This is a genomic window from Sandaracinaceae bacterium (assembly GCA_020633055.1).
Classification (GTDB): Bacteria; Myxococcota_A; Polyangia; order Polyangiales; family Houyiibacteriaceae; genus JADJJE01.
Window position 1 is genome coordinate 163,071 of record JACKEJ010000015.1, and the last position, 19,147, is coordinate 182,217.

A 19,147-nucleotide genomic window follows, 5' to 3' on the forward strand; every position below is an offset into this window, starting at 1 on the left:
GCGGCTCGGACTACCGTGCACGCCGTGATCTACTTGGTCGTCGTGCTGGTAGTGCTCATGGGCTTGGGCAAGTGGTGGAGCGTTCAGCAGGCAGCCGACCAGCGGCGCGAGTTGACCGCGCTCCGCCGCGAGCTGGCGATGAACCGCGTGGAGAGCGACACCGACGAGGCGACATGCCGCGACGAATCCTGAAGAAGCGCGCTGCGCAGGTCCTGCTCGTCACGGTCGCGGCGGCGTTCATGGGCTGCTCAGCCTTCCTCGAGAGCTGGACCTCGAGTGGGCCAAGTATGTGGCCCGCGCTGTACGAACAGCGCTTCCTCACTACGCTCACTCCGTTCACGTCGCTGCGCCGCGGGGACATCGTGGTCTTTCGTCTCCCCCACGAAGACGTCACGGCGGTCAAGCGTGTGGTCGGCTTGCCGGGTGATACGGTCGAAGTGCGTGACGGCCGCGTCTTCATCGACGGGCGTGCGTTGGGCGCAGAACGCGACGTTGCGTGCCCTGCTGGGCCCGAGTGGCTCGGACCCGAGTTGGTCTGCTGGGTCGAATCCGCCGGAGACCATCGCTGGCTCGCGGCTCGCGGCACCGACGGCCCGGCCGCCGACCTGTCGAACGTTGGTCCCGTCGTGGTTCCTCCGGGGGCCTACTACGTCGTCGGAGACATGCGCACGCAGTCGAACGACAGCCGCAATCCGAGCATCGGCACCGTTCCCTGGTCGCGTGTCGAAGGGCGCCTGGTGTGGGGCGAAGCGGAGCCGCCCTAGCCGTGTCGTTGTCCATCAGCACCCGCTCGGGATTACGTCAAGAGTCCGGCTCCACGATGGGGTTGCCACGCTCTCGCACCCCCACGCAGCGCTGAACAGCGACGCGCCCGTCCGCGGCGGCGGCGCGGACCGCGGCCGAAACGTCGGCCACGAGCGCGATCACGGCGTCAGGGGCGCGCTCGGGGTCAGTGCGCACGGCAAGGCCCGCCGTCGCGGCCACGTTCTCGAGCACGCGCGACTCGGGCGCCGAACGAGCGCGGCCCAAGTTGCGCAGCGACCAACCCAAGTCCCGCAGCGTGGCCCGGAGTTGGTTGCGCGAGACAGACGTGGTCCCTGGCGTCACGCGCCGCGCGAGCGCCATGAACAGCTGTGCACTCGCGGGCGCCCTGGACCCGTGTTCGAACGGTGGGAGCGCCCGTGCCTGTGCTGCCGCCTCGTGCTCGCCAATGCGCTCCAAGATCAGAGGCGTCAGACGATGCACCGCCAGACCCGCGGCGACCACGCCCGTCGTCTCGGGGTCGCACACCGGCCGGCCCGTGGTGGGATGGAGCGCACCAAACCCGTACCCGAAGGCGCGCACGTCGGGTGACGCGCCAGGAGGCAAGCTGATGTCCACCCGCCCGAGCCGCTCGGCGAGCTCCGGTGCCGCCGACGATGTGGCGCGCACCAGCCGCGCAAGCGTCGGGATGCCATCGGGCAGCCGCGGCGGGCGCCGCGCGGCGCTGTTCCCAGGCACTAAGCCACACGCCAGGAGCATGACGGCGATCACCCGCAGAGCCGCGCTCCGTCGCCTGCCCCATGTCCATCGCGGACGTTGGGTGCCGCGACCCAGGAGATCTGGGACGGTTTGGGCGAGCGGTTGATGTTCCTCGTGCATCGTGGCGGCTCCTCTCCGTGCTGCTGGCGGCAGCGCCGGAGCCGAACGAGCGTCGCTCGAGCAGCATTCCCGCGTGGACGGCAGGTGCACGAAAAGCCATCCGCTGTGGCGACGACCCGGGTGTCACGAGCAGGCACCATGCCGGTCTGGGCAGAGGCCGCGATCAGCGGATCCATGGCACGCTGCATCGCATGCTCATCGTCCTCTCCGGCCTCCCCGCGACGGGGAAGAGCACGCTCGGGGCTGCGCTCGCGCGGCGACTCTCGCTCCCGCTGTTCTCGGTCGATCCCATCGAAGCTGGGATGCTTCGCGCCGGGCTCTCCCAGGGCTTCGAGACGGGCCTCGCGGCGTACCTGGTGGCGCAAGCCCTGGTCGACTCTCAGCTGTCTCTCGGGCAGGGAGCGATCGTGGACGCCGTGAACGCCGAGGAGGCGGGCAAGGACACATGGCGTCACGTCGCGCGACACCACGCAACGCCCCTGTGCGTCGTCGAGTGCGTGTGTCCCGACGACCGCATTCACCGCGCACGGCTCGAGTCGCGACAGCGCGCGGTCGCTTCGGTGCTCCGAGAGCCCACATGGGACGACGTCCAGCGCCGACGACGCACGTACACGACCTGGGTCGAGCCCCACCTCCGCGTGGACACCCTGGAGCCCATCGACGAGCTCGTGGCTCATGTGCTCTCGTGGCTCCAGGAGAATGCTGCGGGCGCGCCCTCCCACTAGCGCAAAGGCTGGGTTGGAGCGCCCGTCGGGGGTCATGCTAGAAGCGAATCGATGGGAGCGTTCATGCGGCTCAGGTTCTCGGCGTTCGTCATGTGTATTGCGCTGCTCGTCCCGTGGGTATCACACGGGCAGGCGAGCCGCCCCGCCCCTGTCGCGAGCGCGATGCCGCCGTGGATGCCTCCCGCGTGTTGGGCCATGCCGCTTGAACGCGGGAACGTCTTTGCGTCGCCGACTGGGGTCGACCCCATCTTCACCATCAATGCGTCTGCGCAGTACGCCATCGTCGGTCCTGTCGCACGCGGGCGCGTCCCCGTGCGCATGGTCAGTCCAATTCGCAGCGGCACGCTCTACATGGACGAGACCGATTGCCACGTCGTCGCGCTGGCGCGCGGCTCGCTCGTAGGCGTTCCAATTTCCTTCGATGCGGGGGACTCGTTCATCGTCGCAGGGCCTGGCGCGACCGAGGGAACGACACGCGTGCGCGCGCGGGTGAAGATCATGGAGCTGAGGGGGATGTCCGATCGTCTCCAGGAGCTGGGGGTGTACGAAGGCGACATCCCGACCGCGCAGCTGGGCGCAGAGTGGCCAGCTGTGCCGGACCGCCTCCCGAGGCTGAGCCGAGCCATCGTCACCGGCCAACTCTCACTGAGCGCTGAACCGGGCGGCGTTCCGTTCCAGACGTTCAACCTGATGGATGGGACGCCGCTTGCAGTGGTCCGCCGCGAAGGCAAGCACACCGCCGTCCGCGTCGGAGACGGCCCGTACGTCTACGGGTGGACGGAGGCGGTGTTGGCGCGAGATCCGGAAACGTGGGCCATCGGTGCCCTCGGCCCCCACACGAGCGGGCCACCGCCGGTCGTGCCGCACATCCGTGAAGGCACCGAAATCCAGCTACGGCCTGGCGTCGCGGTCGTCACGACTAGGGCCCTACCCGTTCTGCCGGGTGCTCGGCAGCCAAACGGTCGCGTCACCATCGAACTGCGGCGAGGACGGGGCGTGCTGCTCACCGGGGTGGTGGACGCCAGCGACGTCTCGGTGGGGCCCCTGCCGTGACATCGACGCACGCGCGTTCGACGACAAGCGTAGAGACCTACCGTCCGAGAGCTGGGTGTCAGCGATACCCCGCCGGGCAAGTCACCCACCCGGCCCCCTCGGTCTGCGGGATCAAGAACACGCCCGGAGCAGCGCCAATGCTGGCGGCGGCGTCCAGCTCGCGGATCGCTTCGCGGCGGTAGCCGGGCGCTGGCGGCCCACCGGGTTGCAGGAGATGCACGGTGCGCTCGCGCACCCCCCACTCGAGTCGAATGCAGGCGTCGCCGCGTAGCGTCGCCATCAGGTGCGCGCGCTCGTGGTGCTCCACTTGGTCGCCGCGCACGCCGAGCTCGCGCCAGCGCGCTCCCACGCCCACACGGGCGATGCGGTGTGCGACGAGGCCGCGGTGCCGACCGAGGGCGACGAGCACCACCTCGCTCGCGTAGACCACGTCCGCGTATGTGCCACGTTCGTCCCAGCGCCACTCGGTGATCCAAGCGCCGAAGTCGTTCTGCCCGAGCAAGCGCATGGGCACGGCCATGCCCAGCCCAGCGCCCCTGAGGGCGCGACGTGGTGTGCACGTCCAGGTGCCGGCTTCACGGAGGCACGCGCTCGCGGCTCCGGCGCTGTCGTCCTGCCAGTCGCTGGCAAGCACGGACACCAAGCTGGTCCCGTCGGCGGCGTCCACCGTGGTCACCATCAGCGCATCCCACGCGAGCGCCGGGTCCGGCGCGACAGGGGCACTCCGAGGGGGCTCGACGCCCCTCACGTGAATGTCCGCCGAGCCGGGGGGATGCACCAGCCCGGTGACGTCGCCACCGGCGTGCTCGAGCCACCTCGCGATGCGCGTGACGGCCACCTCGCCGATGTAGTTGCGCACGTCCCAGCCCAGCACGGGTCCCTCCGCGTCGACGGACAGCTCGGCGGTCACGGGCCCTCCCGGCGTCGCCACCTGGAACACCAGCTCCGCGCTCGGCCCGGTCCACGTCACGGAGAGCACGCTCTCGGGCACAGCCCACGCAGGCACACACCCCGCGGCGGGCGTGGCATCGTCGCAGGTGACCCCGGGCTCGGGCGCACACAGCAGCTGCGCCGTCGCCGTGAGGGCTTCACGCGTGCGCTCCCACACGTCGTCGAGCGCATCCCCCGGCTCAGCCGGGAGCTCACCCACAAGGCGGAACTCGGGCGCGATCACAAAGCAGCCCACCCGCTGGCCAGCCCGGAGCCCGCGAGGGCTCGCTAGTGGCTCCGTTGGCTCTGGCGACGCGAGGGGCTCGGGAGTCGCCGCGAGCGGCACGGAAGGTTGGACGACAGGCGCGCTGGACCCGCACGCGACGGTGAGCGCGAGGAGCGGGTAGACCGGTAGGCGCCAGAGGTGACGAGGCCAGTGCATGGGAGCGGGTTGACGAGCGAGGAAGGAGCGTACTCCAGTGCGCGCAGGACTATTCCAGCGGCGACGGCTCATGCGGGAGGATGGTGTCGCGGAGCGTGAGGGGAAACAGCACGTTGGCGTGGACCACCACGATGGGAGCGGATGCCATGAGGCTAGAGACCGCCTGCGGCTACGTTCCCTCGGCGTCGTACCCCCCGAAGTCCTGCGTCAGCTGCGACAGCTCGCGGAGGCCAGCGCGGCGGTTCTTGTCGCGCTGCGTCTTAAACGCCAGCACGTCCTCCACCCGCAACCGCCGATGCTTCCCCGTCTTGCGGCAGGCGATGCGACCCTCGTCGAGCAGGCGCACCAAGTACTGACGGGACACGTTGAGCAGGTCCGCCGCCTGCTGGGTGGTCAGCTCGCGACCCATGGGCACCACGGCCACCGAGTCGCCACGCGCGAGCACCTCGACCACGCGCGTGGGCACATGGAACACCGCGTCGGGTATGGCGACGCTCTCGCCCTGTGGACCAACGAGGCGACACGCGGGGGCGGCCCGCGTATGCACGGCGCACGCGTGTCGAGGCCGGAGCCCCCGCTGTCAGCCCTGCCGCAAGAAGCGGTCGACTGCCTCGGCAACGTCACCGGGGGAGCCGGTGGCGAAGCCCGTCAGCGAGCCACCAGCGACCTCGAACCGCGCGGTCTCGCCCTGGCAGTTCTCGATCTCGACGAAGCCGCCGGGGTTGGCCTTGGCCAGCGCCGCGAGCAGGTTGAGCGGGCTGTGGTTGTACACGAGCAACCTCTTGTCGCTCTTGGCCCCTGGGCGACAATCGAAGCGCGCACGGTAGGCTGGAAAAGGGACACGGTCCCAGCGCGTGAAGCGCAGACCGTCACACCGGGCCATGGCGACCGCTACGCCGTCTTGGTCGCCGAACTCGCAGCTCCAACCCGGGAACGCGAGGCTGACGCTGCGCTCGATGCTGGGCTGAACCTGCAGGTTGTGGAGCGGCCCGAGCACCCACACGGTGTCGAAGCCCAGCTGTCCGTCACCTCGCGGGATGGGCTCGATCGGGAACCCGCGCACGCCCTCGACGGCGAGCACCTCGTCGCGGGCCTCGATCAGCGCGCCGAGCACCTGCGCGCGTACCCCTGGGTCGATGGGCTTGATGGCCGAGCCGTCGTGGGACCAGCCGTTGGGGACCTTGATGCGCAGCTCGACGGCCCGTGTCCCCGCGTCGGAACAGACGAGGTGCCACTCCATCACGTTGACAAGCTCGGTCCAACGGTGACAGGGCGCGACGCCGACGGAGAACTCGTACGTCGAGGCCTTGCCCTGGTTGGCCGCGAGGACCGCGAGCACGTTCGCGGAGGGGTCCCAGACCCGCCAGGGCGTGCCGCCTTCGATCTCGACCCAGCCCGTTTTCTTCAGCTTTCGGGCGCGCTTCTCCGCCTCCTTGATGGCCATCGCGTGGTCGTCCCACACGGACTTGGCGCCGCTACGGAGGGTTCGTAGGTGGGGACCGACGACCTCGATGGCGTCCTCCGTGCCGCCCTCGCGGTAAACGAACCTACGGACGATGGGCGTGACCATGCGGGGGTGAGGATGGCGCGTTCCGGTCTTGGTCTCAAGACCCCGGTCGTCCATCCACCCGCCTCCGTCAACCAGGTGCGTCGTCGACGCCTCGCGCCACCAGAAGCGCGACGAGCTCGTCGGCGCGAGCGCCGTCCCGCGCGGTCATCAGCAGCTCGCCACCGCACTCCGCGAGGTCGGTGTCGAGGTCCCCCGTCAGGAGCAGCTCGACGACCTCGACGGACGAGCGCCTCATCGCCCTCTGCAGCGCGTCGTTGGTGACCCGCGCGTTTCGAGCGAGGATCGCCGCGACGACACCCGGGGACCCGGCATCGGCCCTCATGACGTAGTGACCCAGCAGCGAGTCCGGGACCGCGTGCGCCGTCTCGATGACAGAGATCAGCGCCGGGGTCGCCTGGTCGCCATGGAGCTGAGAGCCGACGGTCGCGAGTTGCTCCTCGGTCAAGCGGCAGCCCTGGTCCAAGAGGAACCTCACGCCGTCAGACGCCTCGGGCCGGTCGCTGCGGAGGAGAGCGATGAGCGCCTCGGGCATTCCCCGTCGGGCACCGGCTCGAACGAGCATCGTGACCTTCTCCAGAGGGTACGCCCAGTGGGCAGCGGCGGACTCGAGCAAGCGGCCGTCCCAGTCCGCGAGCGGCGTCTCGACGGCCCCTCCGAGCACCGCGCGGACGCACCACGGCTCGTCATACCGCACGGCATACAAGAGCGCGTCGTCGGTGACGCGGTCGTTGGCGTCGAGGAGGGCGGCCACGACGGCGGGCCGCGACCCTCGGATGCGCAGATAGGCCTCGAGCGCCGTCGATGGCACGGACCCTCCGGACGCCCTCCATCGCTCGATGAGCGCCACGTCGACCCTGGTGTTGATACACGCTAGGGGGTGGAGCCCCCCCTCTGGGGGCTCCGTGGCGGCGCCGAGGTCGAGGAGCTCCGCCAGGCTCTGGACGTCCCCGGCGGCGATGGCCAACGCCAGCGGCGCGTCGGCGGTGCCTGCATCGGCGTCGACGCCCCTGCGACCTTGGCGGATGGGCACCATGTAGTGCTCACTGGCGTGCGACAGGCAGAGCTTCGCCTGACGGTCCCGCCGCGCCTTGGCGCTGGCTCGCTCGTTCCGTGCGCGTTCCGCGAAGGGACGCAAGCGGTGCGCCAACAAGAGGTAGGCAATCCACACCGCCTGAGAGACGACCACGACGCCGACGGCGCCCCCGATGGCGGTCACCGGCCACCACCCCGTGCGCAGACCCAGGGCGACCCAGAGCGCGCCGTGCACGCCGGACGCCGCCACCAGGTACATCCACCACCCGAACGCCGCTTGGGGGGGAGTTCGATGTCCCACCTTCGCGAACGCGAGCCGCCACACCGCGACGCCGCTACCCACCCACGCCAGAACCAAGAGCGCGTCCACGACCCTCCCGACGACGTTGACCATCCGCCCAGCCTATCACCGAGGCGACGACCACGGTCAGGGCGCCGGCACGACTACCCGGAGCGATCTCACGGGCGGGTTGTGGGTGGGGTCGGTCGGTGGCCAAGCTACGGTGCTCTGCGCGAAGCTCCTTCTACCACGCGCGCGGGCATCGTCCGCCCGACCGGGTTCAGCCCTCCGAGTTCTCGGGAGGGACAGCTTGATTGAGTTCAGCTCCGCGGCATCACGTGGGCGCCGCGGGGTCGAGCGCGTGCAGGCGCACGTCGCGCCGGTCCCACACCTGGACGCATTCGCTCGCTACGTCCGCGCCGGCGCGGGGTTCCCAGTGGTAGTGATAGTGACCAACCCACTCCGTGATGACCTGGACGCTTGCATGCTCCCAGGAGAGTTGGCGCAGGAGTGCCTCGAACTTCGCCAGCCACTCGTCGATGTCGTCGTGCAGGCTGCTGAACGAACCCCCGAAGAAGAGCACCCGTCCCCGATAGGTCGTCACCAACGGTCCGTCGGCTTGCACCTCGGGTGAGCGCGAGAACATGCCTCGATCCTACCCTGGCGCGACGCGTGCACGCTGGACGACGGGTTGGCCTGTGTGATAGGCCCTCGATCCATGCAAGGACTCGTGAAGAGGGTAATCGTGCTGGTGTGGGCGGCTTGTGGTTTGGTCGCCGGGTGCGGCCCCTACTCTGGGATTCAGCATACCTTCGTCGACATGCACCCCACCTGCCCGGTCGAACGGACGACGCGGTCCACGCCGTTCGAGCATGTGACGCGCGTCGAAGGCTGTGGTGAGGTGGAAGACTGGCACCTCGAGCTCGACCCCTCGATTCCGATCGATTGGGTGCTCGCCTCGGACGTGCGAGGCCGCGCAGCCATTGAGATGGAGTGTGACGCCAGCGCACTGGCGGTGACCACCGTGGCCCACAGGCAGATCGGGGTTGTGGGATGCGGCCAGCGCGCCATTTATCTCCTGGTCGACGGGCTCTGGGTGGCGAACTCGATATCGTCGCGCTAGCCGGGCATCGTCCCGCCCGACGGGGTTCAGCCCTCAACGTTCTTCGCACGGACTGCCGGTGTACAGCTCCGCGGTGGTAGAACGCTCGCCATGGGCCTCTTCGACTGGTGGAAGCGCAAGGACACCCCACCCACGCCGGCGTCAACTCCCACGGCCCGCGCAAACGAACGCGCCGAGGTGGAGGATCTGCCCGCCGAGCTCCAGCACCTCCCACGCAGGCCCGCGTGGTTGCCAGAGACCATCGACGGTGCCGGCGAACCGCGAGGGAGCCGCATCGGTGGGCACGCGTTCATCCCCGCTGGCGAAGACCACCCCGCCTGCGGTGTCTGTGGCCAGCCACTGCACCTGGTGGTTCAGCTCAACTCGGCCGAGCTGCCCACGGCGGTGTCTGCCTGGACGGGGCCCGGCATCTTCCAGATGTTCTACTGCCTCTCCGAGTGCGAGCTCGAGGCCGACGGGTGGGCCCCCTACTCGCGCGTGCATTGCGCCCGGCGCGTGGACCTGGACGCCCCCGGACAGCTGACCACCACGGGACCGAGCGTCCCCGCGAAGGCCATCGTCGCGTGGCGCGAGCTGGACGACCTGCCCCACCAGGAGGAGTGGCCCACGGCCATGGTCGACGAGCTGGAGACCGCCTGTGAGCTGGCCGAGCGCCCGCTCGCTGGCGACAAGCTGGCCGGCTGGCCCTACTGGGTGCAAGGGCCGGAGTACCCGCAGTGCAAGCTCTGCGGAGCGGCGATGCGTGTGCTGTTCCAGGTGGACAGCGAGCACAACCTCGCATGGATGTGGGGCGACGCGGGCTGCGCCCAGCTGAGCGTGTGCGAGGAGCACCGCGACCAGCTGGCGTTCGGATGGGCCTGCTGCTGAGGCGAGACCTTCGAAGGCAATGAGACTCCGGGTTGCCTCCGAGGACCGCGGGACCATGCTCTCGAACGCCCGACCCGGCTCGACACTCGAACGACGCTTCGCTAACCTCGCGACCATGAGGCGCGATGCATTGGGGAGACGGGAGCTTGCCCTGGCAATGGTCTGGCTGGCGATCGGATGCGGAGGCGGCAGCGATCCTGGACCCGGGGATATCGGCGTCTACGACCTAGGCCCCGACGACCCGCGCCCTATCGACCTGGGCCCCGAACCCTATGCGTGCGAAGAAGATTTCGTGTGGGACCACGACTCGGACTCTACGACTGTGTGCATCCCCTGGTCCCCTTGTCCTGTCGGCACTGCGGTCCTCGACGACGGCAGCGACGTGACGGATCGTTCGTGCGCAACGTGCGGGGTCGGCACCTTCAGCGACTCCATCAACGCAGCGGCGTGCGCTCCTTGGAGAACGTGCGGCCCTGGGTCCTTCGAAGCCAACGTGGGAGATGTCGACCACGACCGCGAGTGTGGAAGTTGCGCGTCGGGATCCTTCACCTCCACGTCGAACGCCGCGGCCTGTGCCCAATGGACGGATTGCGTCGCCGGCGAGTACGTCGCGGTACCCGGCAGCCGAAGCGCGGACCGCGTCTGCGCGACATGCGCACCCGGCACCTACACGGTATCCCCTCCGTGATCGACGTCTGAAAGGACCTGGACGATGGGCTGTGGGTGGGCTGACCTCAGCGGATGTCAAAGCAAGCAGGTTCGCAGGGTCGAGGTAGTTCAGGGCGAGGTGGCTGGCGGCGTTGGACGCCGGAGGATGGGGCGGACGCGGTCGCTCGGTGGCGCGCGTCTGGGCTGACGGCGAAGGAGTTCGCGGCGCAGGAGGGGGTGTCTGCGCAGCGGCTCCATCGGTGGTCGAAGCAGCAGGTCGACACGAGCTCGCCGCCATTGTCGACACCGTCCCCGAAGCCGCCGCAGGCGCGGGGCACGGCGGTGCCGTTCGTGCGGGTCGCGACGCCGGCGGCGTCGGCGACGAGCATCGGCACCCTGCGGGTGGAGCACCTTGGGGTGTCGGTGGTGGTGCGGGAGGATCTCCCGGTGGCGCGGCTGGCGGACGTGGTGCACGCCCTGCGCGCCGGGGCGTCACGTTGCTGACGCTGCCACCGGGGGTGCGGCTCTACCTGGCGACGGTGCCTGTGGACGGGCGCAAGGGTATCGACGGGCTCTCGAACGTGGTGCGGCACGCGTTCGGTGCGGACCCGTTGTCGGGCTCGATGTTCGTGTTCTTCTCGAAGAGGCGTGACCGGGTGCGGGTGCTGTATTGGGACCGCGACGGGTACGTGCTGGTGACGAAGCGTCTGGAGGTGGGGCGGTACCGCCTGAGCTATGCGGAGGATCCCCACGCCCCGGTCGAGGTGGAGGCCGCGGAGCTGCTCCTGCTGCTGGAGGGCATCGACGTGTCGACGGCGCCGCGGCGACGTCGTTGGTCGCCGACGCCGGCTGGTGGCTGAAAAAGCGCAGAGGATTCTCGGCGCCGGGAATTTTGTCAGACGAGCCTTGTTTCTAAAGCTCGATGACGACAGTGCCGCCCGTCGCCAGCGCCCTCTCGCCGGACCTCGTGAAGGTCCGAGAGTTCATGGTGGAGGCCGTGGCGGCGGGCACGGTAGAGCCGATGGTGGACGCCGTGATCCACCTCCTCGCCCGCATGCGCGACGTCAACCACGAGCTCGTCCGCCGCGACATGGCGCGGCGACGCGCGAAGCCACCATCCGAGACGTCGCGGAGGCTGCAGCAGGAGCTGCTCTTCTCCATGGCGCCGGCGAACGAGAACGGCACCGCCGAAGCCGACGAGGCGAGCAAAGCGGGGGCGAGCGACGGGGCGCCAGACGGCGCCGAGAACTCGGCCGCGCCGAACAGCGCAGCAGCCAAGGCTGCCGAGCTGCTGAGGCCCAAGAAGCGCGGGCCCAAGAAGCGCGACGAGCACGGCCGCGGTGAGCTGCCCGCGCACCTCGAGCGTGTGCCGAACGAGTGTCTGGTCTCGGGCGCCGAGCGCACCTGCCCGCACTGCCACGTGGAGGCCGAGCGCGTGGCGTTTCGCGCGAGCGAGGTGCTGGAGCTCTCGCCCGCGCGGTTCATCGTGCGACGCGACCTGATCGAGACCGTCTCGTGCCCCGGGTGTCGGGAGTACATCGTGAGCGCGGAGCGCCCGGACATGATCGTCCCGCGCGGCCTGCTCGGGCCCGACCTCGTCGTGCAGGCCATGGTCGAGCACTACGGCGAGGCGGTGTCGTACGAGCGGATGGAGCGGCGAGCCGACGAGCAGGGGGTGCCGCTGCGTGCGAACACGCTCGCGCGAAACGTCAGCCGGCTGGTGGACCTCCTCGACCCCATCGTCGACGAGATCGCACGGCGTGTAGGCCGCTCCACCGACCTCGCGCTCGACGCGACCAGTACGCGGGTGCTCGACCCCGCACACCCGCTCGGCATCCGCCACGCATCCCTCTGGTTGCTCACGGGCGACCATGAGTACGCGCTCTTTCGCTATGCGCCGAAGGCCGACGCGGAGGCGTTGATGAACGCGTTCAAGGACGTGGTCTTCGCGAACGTGCGCCTGACCTGCGACGCCTCCCCCACCATGAACTGCCTCGAGCGTGAGGGCGCCATACGCGCGGGCTGCAACGCTCATGGCCGCCGCGGCCTCGTCGCCGCGCTGCGGGGCGGGGACCTCCGCGCGGCCGAAGGCATCGCCCTCTACGGCACGCTCTTCCACATCGACGCCGAGTCCAAACGCGCGGGCGAGTCCTTCGCCAAACGCCACGAGCGACGACAAGCCGAGAGTCGACCGGCTTCGCTCGAACTCAGAGCATGGGTCGACCGACAACGACCCCTCGTCGAGCCTCGCTCCGAACTCGGCAAGGCGCTCGGCTATCTCCATCGGCAGTGGGACCGCCTCATGCGCTTCCTCGACGACCCCCTCCTCGAGCTGACCAACAACGAGGTCGAGCGCGACCTCAGAACCCACGTGCTCAACCGCAAGACCTGGTACTTCTGCGGCGACGACGAGAGCGCGCGCCGCATGGCCAACGCGCTGACCCTGATCATCACTTGCCGCAAGCTCGGCATCTCGCCCCGCGCCTATCTCCGAGACGCGCTCACGCGCCTCCTCCGCGGCGACAAAGATCTCGACGCCATGATGCCCGACGCCTTCGCGCAGCGGTTGCGTGCTGCCAAGCAGGACGTCCCCGAAGATCTCGCCGCGTAGCGCCGGGCGACTGCGCCCGGTCACGACATCAGCGCCCTGTCAACCGAGCGGGCGCCCCATTCGGACGTCGCTGACGGAGGGGATACCCTACACGAGCGGCCCGAATCGAGCGGAGTGCCTCGATGCTGACGCCTGCCCAGCAGGCACCATCGAGACCGAGCCAGCGTCGGCGGAGTCCGGCCCCACGTGCGTCGACTGTCAGCCAGGCCAGTACTGTGCTGGTGACCACGATCCTGCGGTGGCGTGTGGAGGTGGCGATGCGACGTGGGATCACGACATGGATCCCGCGACACCGTGCGTCGAACGCAGCGACTGCGACCCCGGGACGAGTGTGTTGGACCATGGCAACGCGGTCACGAACCGGACTTGCGGGGAATGTGTGGACGGCTTCAGCGTCTCGCAGAACGTCGAGCAATGTGTGCCGTGGACGCCGTGCCTCGTGGGGTTCGTCGAGGTCACTCCGGGCACCACGACGAGCGACCGCGTCTGTGGGCATGGTCCTGAGTGGGTGTATCAGTTCGGGACCGTGCGGGACGAGATCGTCCGCGCGCTCGCATTGGGGTCAGACGGCAGCGTGGCCCTCGCTGGCGAAACCACCGGAGCGTTTCCCTTTCAGGTCTACACGAGGACCTTCGACCTGTTCGTTCAGAAGCGCGACCCCGACGGTTCGGTACTATGGACCCGACAGCTGGCAAGCTTCGGTCAAGACTTTGGGTACGCCATCGATGTGAGCAGCGACGGTCGTGTCATCGTCGCGGGCTACACGACCGTGGCGCTTCCCGGGCAGACCGCTGCTGGTGGCGACGATGCTTTCCTCATGCTCTTCGACTCGAATGGCGACACATCGTGGATGCGCCAGTTCGGATCCAACGGGAGCGACCAAGCCGTCGGTGTGCGGTTCGATGCCGACGGCAACGTGATCGTCGTAGGCGGTGTGTCGGGCGCCCTGTCGGGTCAGACCCACCTGGGGAATACGGACGCCTTCGTTCGAAAGTACGACTCCACCGGTGCCTTGCTCTGGACAAGGCAGTTCGGCTCGGACGGCCGCGACATCGCGACAGAGGTCGCTGTGAGCGCCAACGGGGGGATCCTGGTGACTGGCTTCGTCGCCGGGACACTTCCTGGGCAGTCGTTCGCCGGCGCCAGCGACCTCTTCCTCCGCAGGTACGATGCGGATGGCGCCGAAGCCTGGACGCGACAGCTTGGAACCACGGGCGTCGACAACGGAACTGGCGTCGCGGTGGACGCAAACGACAACGTCATCGTCTGCGCCGAGACGGGCGGCGCTCTACCCGGAGAGACTTCATTGGGATCCCGGGACGCCGCTCTGTTGAAGTACGACCCGGATGGGACGCTGCTCTGGAACCGTCAGTTTGGGACATCCGGTGGGGAGACGAACACGTCGGTCGACGTCGACTTGCAGACGGGGCGGATCGTCGTTGCCGGCAATACTACGGGTGCTCTACCGGGACAGACGCCCATTGGGTCGGGTGACGCGTTCGTCAGTGCCTTCGATTCGGATGGAGCCGCCTTGTGGAACCAGCAGTTCGGCACGGCGTGGAACGACCTTCCGGTCACTCGCGTTGGCACCGACGGACGCGTCATTGTCGCGGGGGGCGTGCAACTCACGCTGCCGGGGCAGCAGTCGTCCGGCGGATGGGACGCATTCGTCATGCGGCTCCGCGTCCCCTGACCCCCGCCCAGTACACCACGTCGGACGCCGGGCGAGCCCAGGACCGTGACCATGAGCATCAGCACCGCTCGACCAGGGTTGCGTCAAGAGTCCGGCTCCACGATGGGGTTGCCACGCTCTCGCACCCCCAGGCAGCGCTGAACAGCGACGCGCCCGTCCGCGGCGGCGGCGCGGACCGCGGCCGAAACGTCGGCCACGAGTGCGATCACGGCGTCAGGGGCGCGCTCGGGGTCAGTGCGCACGGCAAGGCCCGCCGTCGCGGCAACGTTCTCGAGCACCCGCGACTCGGGCGCCGAACGAGCGCGGCCCAAGTTGCGCAGCGACCAACCCAAGTCCCGCAGCGTGGCCCGGAGTTGGTGGCGCGAGACAGAGGTGGTCCCCGGCGTCACGCGCCGCGCGAGCGTCATGAACAGCTGTGCACTCGCGGGCGCCCTGGACCCGTGTTCGAACGGTGGGAGCGCCCGTGCCTGTGCTGCCGCCTCGTGCTCGCCAATGCGCTCCAAGATCAGAGGCGTCAGACGATGCACCGCCAGACCCGCGGCGACCACGCCCGTTGTCTCGGGGTCGCACACGGGCCGGCCCGTGGTGGGATGCAGCGCGCCAAACCCGTACCCGAAGCCGCGCACGTCGGGTGACGCACCAGGAGGCAAGCTGATGTCGACCCGCCCGAGCTGCTCGGCGAGCTCCGGTGCCGCCGACGAGGTGGCGCGCACCAGCCGCGCAAGCGGCGGGATGCCATCGGGCAGCCGCGGCGGGCGCCTCGCGGCGCTGTTCCCAGGCACCAAACCAGACGCCAGGAGCATGACGGCGATCACCCGCAGAGCCGCGCTCCGTCGCGTGCCCCATGTCCATCGCGGACGTTGGGTGCCGCGACCCAGGAGATCTGGGACGGTTTGGGCGAGCGGTTGATGTTCCTCGTGCATCGTGGCGGCTCCTCTCCGTGCTGCTGGCGGCAGCGCCGAGCCGAACGAGCGTCGCTCGAGCAGCATTCCCGCGTGGACGGCAGGTGCACGAAGAGCCATCCGCTGTGGCGACGACCCGGGTGTCACGAGCAGGCACCATGCCGGTCTGGGCAGAGGCCGCGATCAGCGGATCCATGGCACGCTGCATCGCATGCTCATCGTCCTCTCCGGCCTCCCCGCGACGGGGAAGAGCACGCTCGGGGCTGCGCTCGCGCGGCGACTCTCGCTCCCGCTGTTCTCGGTCGATCCCATCGAAGCTGGGATGCTTCGCGCCGGGCTCTCCCAGGGCTTCGAGACGGGCCTCGCGGCGTACCTGGTGGCGCAAGCCCTGGTCGACTCTCAGCTGTCTCTCGGGCAGGGAGCGATCGTGGACGCCGTGAACGCCGAGGAGGCGGGCAAGGACACATGGCGTCACGTCGCGCGACACCACGCAACGCCCCTGTGCGTCGTCGAGTGCGTGTGTCCCGACGACCGCATTCACCGCGCACGGCTCGAGTCGCGACAGCGCGCGGTCGCTTCGGTGCTCCGAGAGCCCACATGGGACGACGTCCAGCGCCGACGACGCACGTACACGACCTGGGTCGAGCCCCACCTCCGCGTGGACACCCTGGAGCCCATCGACGAGCTCGTGGCTCATGTGCTCTCGTGGCTCCAGGAGAATGCTGCGGGCGCGCCCTCCCACTAGCGCAAAGGCTGGGTTGGAGCGCCCGTCGGGGGTCATGCTAGAAGCGAATCGATGGGAGCGTTCATGCGGCTCAGGTTCTCGGCGTTCGTCATGTGTATTGCGCTGCTCGTCCCGTGGGTATCACACGGGCAGGCGAGCCGCCCCGCCCCTGTCGCGAGCGCGATGCCGCCGTGGATGCCTCCCGCGTGTTGGGCCATGCCGCTTGAACGCGGGAACGTCTTTGCGTCGCCGACTGGGGTCGACCCCATCTTCACCATCAATGCGTCTGCGCAGTACGCCATCGTCGGTCCTGTCGCACGCGGGCGCGTCCCCGTGCGCATGGTCAGTCCAATTCGCAGCGGCACGCTCTACATGGACGAGACCGATTGCCACGTCGTCGCGCTGGCGCGCGGCTCGCTCGTAGGCGTTCCAATTTCCTTCGATGCCGGGGACTCGTTCATCGTCGCAGGGCCTGGCGCGACCGAGGGAACGACACGCGTGCGCGCGCGGGTGAAGATCATGGAGCTGAGGGGGATGTCCGATCGTCTCCAGGAGCTGGGGGTGTACGAAGGCGACATCCCGACCGCACAGCTGGGCGCAGAGTGGTCAGCTGTGCGGGACCGCCTCCCGAGGTTGAGCCGAGCCATCGTCACCGGCCAACTCTCACTGAGCGCAGAACCAGGCGGGGTCCCGTTCCAGACGTTCAACCTGATGGATGGGACGCCGCTTGCAGTGGTCCGCCGCGAAGGCAAGCACACCGCCGTCCGCGTCGGAGACGGCCCGTACGTCTACGGGTGGACGGAGGCGGTGTTGGCGCGAGATCCGGAAACGTGAACCTCCCCCCACCTGGCGGACACCTGAGATAGCGCGAGAATGCGCAGGAGTGTCCGATGAAGCAGAAGAAACAACCCTCCCTGGCGCGGCGTGCTCGTCGTTCGTTCACGCCTGAATTCAAGTCCGATGCGGTGCGGCTGGTGAAGAGCGGGAAGTCCATCCCGACGGTCGCGCGGGAGCTCGAGCTCACCGAGACGGCGCTCCGTGAGTGGGTGCGACGTAGCGATGCGGACGCCGGGGCTCGTCAAGACGTGCTGACCACGGACGAGCGGCAGGAGCTGGCCCGCCTCCGCCGTGAGAACCGTCAGCTGCGCCAGGAACGCGAAATCCTAAAAGCGGCGGCCACCTTCTTCGCCAAGGAGAGCGCGTGAGGTATGCGTTCATCGCCGAGAAGAAGGTGGCCTTCCCCACCGCCGCGCTGTGTCGCGTACTGGGAGTCTCGCGCAGTGGCTTCTACGGCTACCTGGCCGAGCCCGAGACCGAACGAGAGCAGCGCGACGCCGTGCTCGTGGCGAAGACGCGTGCCGTGTTCGACGAGCACAAGGGTCGATACGGCAGCCCTCGTGTTCACCGTGAGCTCCGTGAGCGCGGCGACATCGTGAGTGAGAAGAAGGTCGCCCAGGTCATGCGCGACCACGGCCTCGTGGCGCGGCGAAAGCGAAGGTTCCGAGCCACGACCGACTCGAAGCACGACGACCCCATCGCGCCGAATCTCCTCGAGCGCGATTTCACGGCGACCGGCCCCAACGAGGCTTGGGTGACCGACGTGACGGCCGTGTGGACCCACGCCGGTTGGATCTTCCTGGCGGCCATCCTCGATCTGTTCTCGCGGCGCGTCGTGGGGTGGGCGACGAGCGCGAGCAACGACCGCTTCCTCGCCATCGACGCCCTGCGAGCCGCCCTCGTCGCGCGCCGCCCTCCTGCCGGGCTGCTGCATCACTCCGACCGTGGCAGTCCCTACGCCAGCGGCGACTACCGCCGTGAACTTGAACGGGCGGGCATCATCGCCAGCATGAGCCGGAAGGGCGACTGCTGGGACAACGCGGTCGCCGAGAGCTTCTTCGCGACGTTCAAGGTGGAGGCCTTGGGCGACCACGTGCCCCGAGACCACGACGCCGCCATCGCCATCGTCCGCGACTACATCGACGGCTACTACAACCCCAAGCGGAGGCACTCGTTCATCGACTACGAGTGCCCCATCCAGTTCGAACTCAAGTGCCAACTCGCCGCGATGGCGGCATAGTCAACCTGTCCGCTCGACGGGGGGAAGTTCAGCCGGGTGCTCGGCAGCCAAACGGTCGCGTCACCATCGAACTGCGGCGAGGACGGGGCGTGCTGCTCACCGGGGTGGTGGACGCCAGCGACGTCTCGGTGGGGCCCCTGCCGTGACATCGACGCACGCGCGTTCGACGACAAGCGTAGAGACCTACCGTCCGAGAGCTGGGTGTCAGCGATACCCCGCCGGGCAAGTCACCCACCCGGCCCCCTCGGTCTGTGGGATCAAGAACACGCCCGGAGCGGCGCCAATGCTGGCGGCGGCGTCCAGCTCACTGATCGCTTCGCGGCGGTAGCCGGGCGCTGGCGGACCGCCGGGTTGCAGGAGATGCACCGTGCGCTCGCGCGCGCCCCACTCGAGTCGAATGCAGGCGTCGCCGCGTAGCGTCGCCAGCAGGTACGCGCGCTCGTGGTGCTCCACCTGGTCGCCGCGCACGCCGAGCTCGCGCCAGCGCGCCCCCACGCCCACACGGGCGATGCGGTGTGCAACGAGGCCGCGGTGCCGACCGAGCGCGACGAGCACCACCTCGCTAGAGTCCTGGGCTGCAAGGAGAGCGATGGCCCGTCCGCCTGAGTTCATCGACGCGCAGGGTCGCACGCTCGGCGACCACTCGGGAGATTGTGGGATGCCGTCGGGCCGGCCACTCACCGCGGGGCGTGGACTAGTCGCGCTGGGCGCGGAAAAGGCCAAGGCCGTCGCGCCGCAGAGCGCGTCGATCGCCATCGCCGAGCGTCCGTCGGCGCCGCTCATCGCCGAGTTCTCATCCGTTCGCCAACGTAGTGAGCATGACTGACGC

General features: G+C 69.2%; 21 protein-coding genes. 13 read left to right on the plus strand and 8 right to left on the minus strand.

Annotated elements, in window-relative coordinates; genetic code table 11:
• The first annotated feature begins 24 nt into the window (after nucleotides 1-24).
• Nucleotides 25-192, plus strand: coding sequence for a hypothetical protein (locus H6726_30630; GenBank protein ID MCB9662036.1), 168 nt, complete (start codon nucleotides 25-27; stop codon nucleotides 190-192).
• Nucleotides 174-764, plus strand: coding sequence for a signal peptidase I (gene lepB, locus H6726_30635; protein MCB9662037.1), 591 nt, complete (start codon nucleotides 174-176; stop codon nucleotides 762-764). Before H6726_30630 ends, lepB begins: the two co-directional genes overlap by 19 nt.
• A 37-nt stretch (nucleotides 765-801) precedes the next feature.
• On the opposite strand, the gene H6726_30640 is transcribed toward lepB, so the two are convergent.
• Nucleotides 802-1,533 carry a hypothetical protein gene (locus H6726_30640; GenBank protein MCB9662038.1) on the minus strand — a complete coding sequence of 244 codons (732 nt, stop codon included), beginning with the start codon at nucleotides 1,531-1,533 and terminating at the stop codon, nucleotides 802-804.
• Nucleotides 1,534-1,832: 299 nt separating this feature from the next.
• Between H6726_30640 and H6726_30645 the strand changes: the two genes are divergently transcribed.
• Nucleotides 1,833-2,366 carry an ATP-binding protein gene (locus H6726_30645; protein ID MCB9662039.1) on the plus strand — a complete coding sequence of 178 codons (534 nt, stop codon included), beginning with the start codon at nucleotides 1,833-1,835 and terminating at the stop codon, nucleotides 2,364-2,366.
• A 195-nt stretch (nucleotides 2,367-2,561) separates the two neighbouring features.
• On the plus strand, nucleotides 2,562-3,419 hold the full coding sequence (locus H6726_30650; GenBank protein MCB9662040.1) for a hypothetical protein: 858 nt from the start codon (nucleotides 2,562-2,564) through the stop codon (nucleotides 3,417-3,419).
• Between the two features lie 58 nt (nucleotides 3,420-3,477).
• Here the strand turns inward: H6726_30650 and H6726_30655 are convergent, their stop codons facing one another.
• The 5 genes from H6726_30655 to H6726_30675 all read right to left on the minus strand — a co-directional run bounded on the left by H6726_30655 (nucleotide 3,478) and on the right by H6726_30675 (nucleotide 8,319).
• Nucleotides 3,478-4,593: a hypothetical protein gene (locus tag H6726_30655; protein MCB9662041.1), complete on the minus strand. Its 1,116-nt coding sequence runs from the start codon at nucleotides 4,591-4,593 to the stop codon at nucleotides 3,478-3,480.
• A gap of 367 nt (nucleotides 4,594-4,960) precedes the next feature.
• Nucleotides 4,961-5,338 carry a helix-turn-helix domain-containing protein gene (locus H6726_30660; GenBank protein ID MCB9662042.1) on the minus strand — a complete coding sequence of 126 codons (378 nt, stop codon included), beginning with the start codon at nucleotides 5,336-5,338 and terminating at the stop codon, nucleotides 4,961-4,963.
• A 33-nt stretch (nucleotides 5,339-5,371) separates the two neighbouring features.
• Nucleotides 5,372-6,361, minus strand: coding sequence for a hypothetical protein (locus H6726_30665; protein MCB9662043.1), 990 nt, complete (start codon nucleotides 6,359-6,361; stop codon nucleotides 5,372-5,374).
• 67 nt (nucleotides 6,362-6,428) lie between these two features.
• Nucleotides 6,429-7,787: a hypothetical protein gene (locus H6726_30670; protein ID MCB9662044.1), complete on the minus strand. Its 1,359-nt coding sequence runs from the start codon at nucleotides 7,785-7,787 to the stop codon at nucleotides 6,429-6,431.
• A gap of 220 nt (nucleotides 7,788-8,007) precedes the next feature.
• On the minus strand, nucleotides 8,008-8,319 hold the full coding sequence (locus H6726_30675; GenBank protein MCB9662045.1) for a hypothetical protein: 312 nt from the start codon (nucleotides 8,317-8,319) through the stop codon (nucleotides 8,008-8,010).
• A gap of 72 nt (nucleotides 8,320-8,391) precedes the next feature.
• On the opposite strand from H6726_30675, the gene H6726_30680 reads away from it, so the two are divergent.
• The 6 genes from H6726_30680 to H6726_30705 all read left to right on the plus strand — a co-directional run bounded on the left by H6726_30680 (nucleotide 8,392) and on the right by H6726_30705 (nucleotide 14,615).
• On the plus strand, nucleotides 8,392-8,796 hold the full coding sequence (locus H6726_30680; GenBank protein ID MCB9662046.1) for a hypothetical protein: 405 nt from the start codon (nucleotides 8,392-8,394) through the stop codon (nucleotides 8,794-8,796).
• 90 nt (nucleotides 8,797-8,886) lie between these two features.
• A complete protein-coding gene (locus H6726_30685) occupies nucleotides 8,887-9,663 on the plus strand; it encodes a DUF1963 domain-containing protein (protein MCB9662047.1) in 777 nt (258 codons plus the stop codon).
• A 741-nt stretch (nucleotides 9,664-10,404) separates the two neighbouring features.
• Entirely contained in the window at nucleotides 10,405-10,815 is a 411-nt protein-coding gene (locus H6726_30690; protein MCB9662048.1) for a transposase, read from the plus strand.
• A gap of 14 nt (nucleotides 10,816-10,829) precedes the next feature.
• Nucleotides 10,830-11,171, plus strand: coding sequence for an IS66 family insertion sequence element accessory protein TnpB (gene tnpB / locus H6726_30695; protein ID MCB9662049.1), 342 nt, complete (start codon nucleotides 10,830-10,832; stop codon nucleotides 11,169-11,171).
• Between the two features lie 62 nt (nucleotides 11,172-11,233).
• Nucleotides 11,234-12,922 (plus strand): IS66 family transposase, encoded by a 1,689-nt coding sequence (locus H6726_30700; GenBank protein ID MCB9662050.1) that lies wholly within the window; start codon nucleotides 11,234-11,236, stop codon nucleotides 12,920-12,922.
• 379 nt (nucleotides 12,923-13,301) lie between these two features.
• The gene (locus H6726_30705; GenBank protein MCB9662051.1) at nucleotides 13,302-14,615 is read left to right on the plus strand and encodes a hypothetical protein; all 1,314 of its coding nucleotides are present in this window, start codon (nucleotides 13,302-13,304) and stop codon (nucleotides 14,613-14,615) included.
• A gap of 83 nt (nucleotides 14,616-14,698) precedes the next feature.
• Here the strand turns inward: H6726_30705 and H6726_30710 are convergent, their stop codons facing one another.
• Nucleotides 14,699-15,418: a hypothetical protein gene (locus tag H6726_30710; protein MCB9662052.1), complete on the minus strand. Its 720-nt coding sequence runs from the start codon at nucleotides 15,416-15,418 to the stop codon at nucleotides 14,699-14,701.
• A gap of 310 nt (nucleotides 15,419-15,728) precedes the next feature.
• Between H6726_30710 and H6726_30715 the strand changes: the two genes are divergently transcribed.
• From H6726_30715 to H6726_30725, 3 genes are all read left to right on the plus strand, one after another.
• Nucleotides 15,729-16,262: an ATP-binding protein gene (locus tag H6726_30715; GenBank protein MCB9662053.1), complete on the plus strand. Its 534-nt coding sequence runs from the start codon at nucleotides 15,729-15,731 to the stop codon at nucleotides 16,260-16,262.
• Between the two features lie 195 nt (nucleotides 16,263-16,457).
• Nucleotides 16,458-17,075: a hypothetical protein gene (locus tag H6726_30720; GenBank protein ID MCB9662054.1), complete on the plus strand. Its 618-nt coding sequence runs from the start codon at nucleotides 16,458-16,460 to the stop codon at nucleotides 17,073-17,075.
• An 80-nt stretch (nucleotides 17,076-17,155) separates the two neighbouring features.
• Nucleotides 17,156-18,318, plus strand: a protein-coding gene (locus H6726_30725) for an IS3 family transposase (GenBank protein ID MCB9662055.1) whose coding sequence is annotated in 2 segments (ribosomal slippage) — nucleotides 17,156-17,411 and nucleotides 17,411-18,318 — 1,164 coding nt in all. Because the reading frame shifts where the segments join, the coding sequence is not laid out codon by codon here.
• A 204-nt stretch (nucleotides 18,319-18,522) separates the two neighbouring features.
• On the opposite strand, the gene H6726_30730 is transcribed toward H6726_30725, so the two are convergent.
• Nucleotides 18,523-18,930 carry a hypothetical protein gene (locus H6726_30730; protein ID MCB9662056.1) on the minus strand — a complete coding sequence of 136 codons (408 nt, stop codon included), beginning with the start codon at nucleotides 18,928-18,930 and terminating at the stop codon, nucleotides 18,523-18,525.
• Nucleotides 18,931-19,147: the final 217 nt, after the last annotated feature.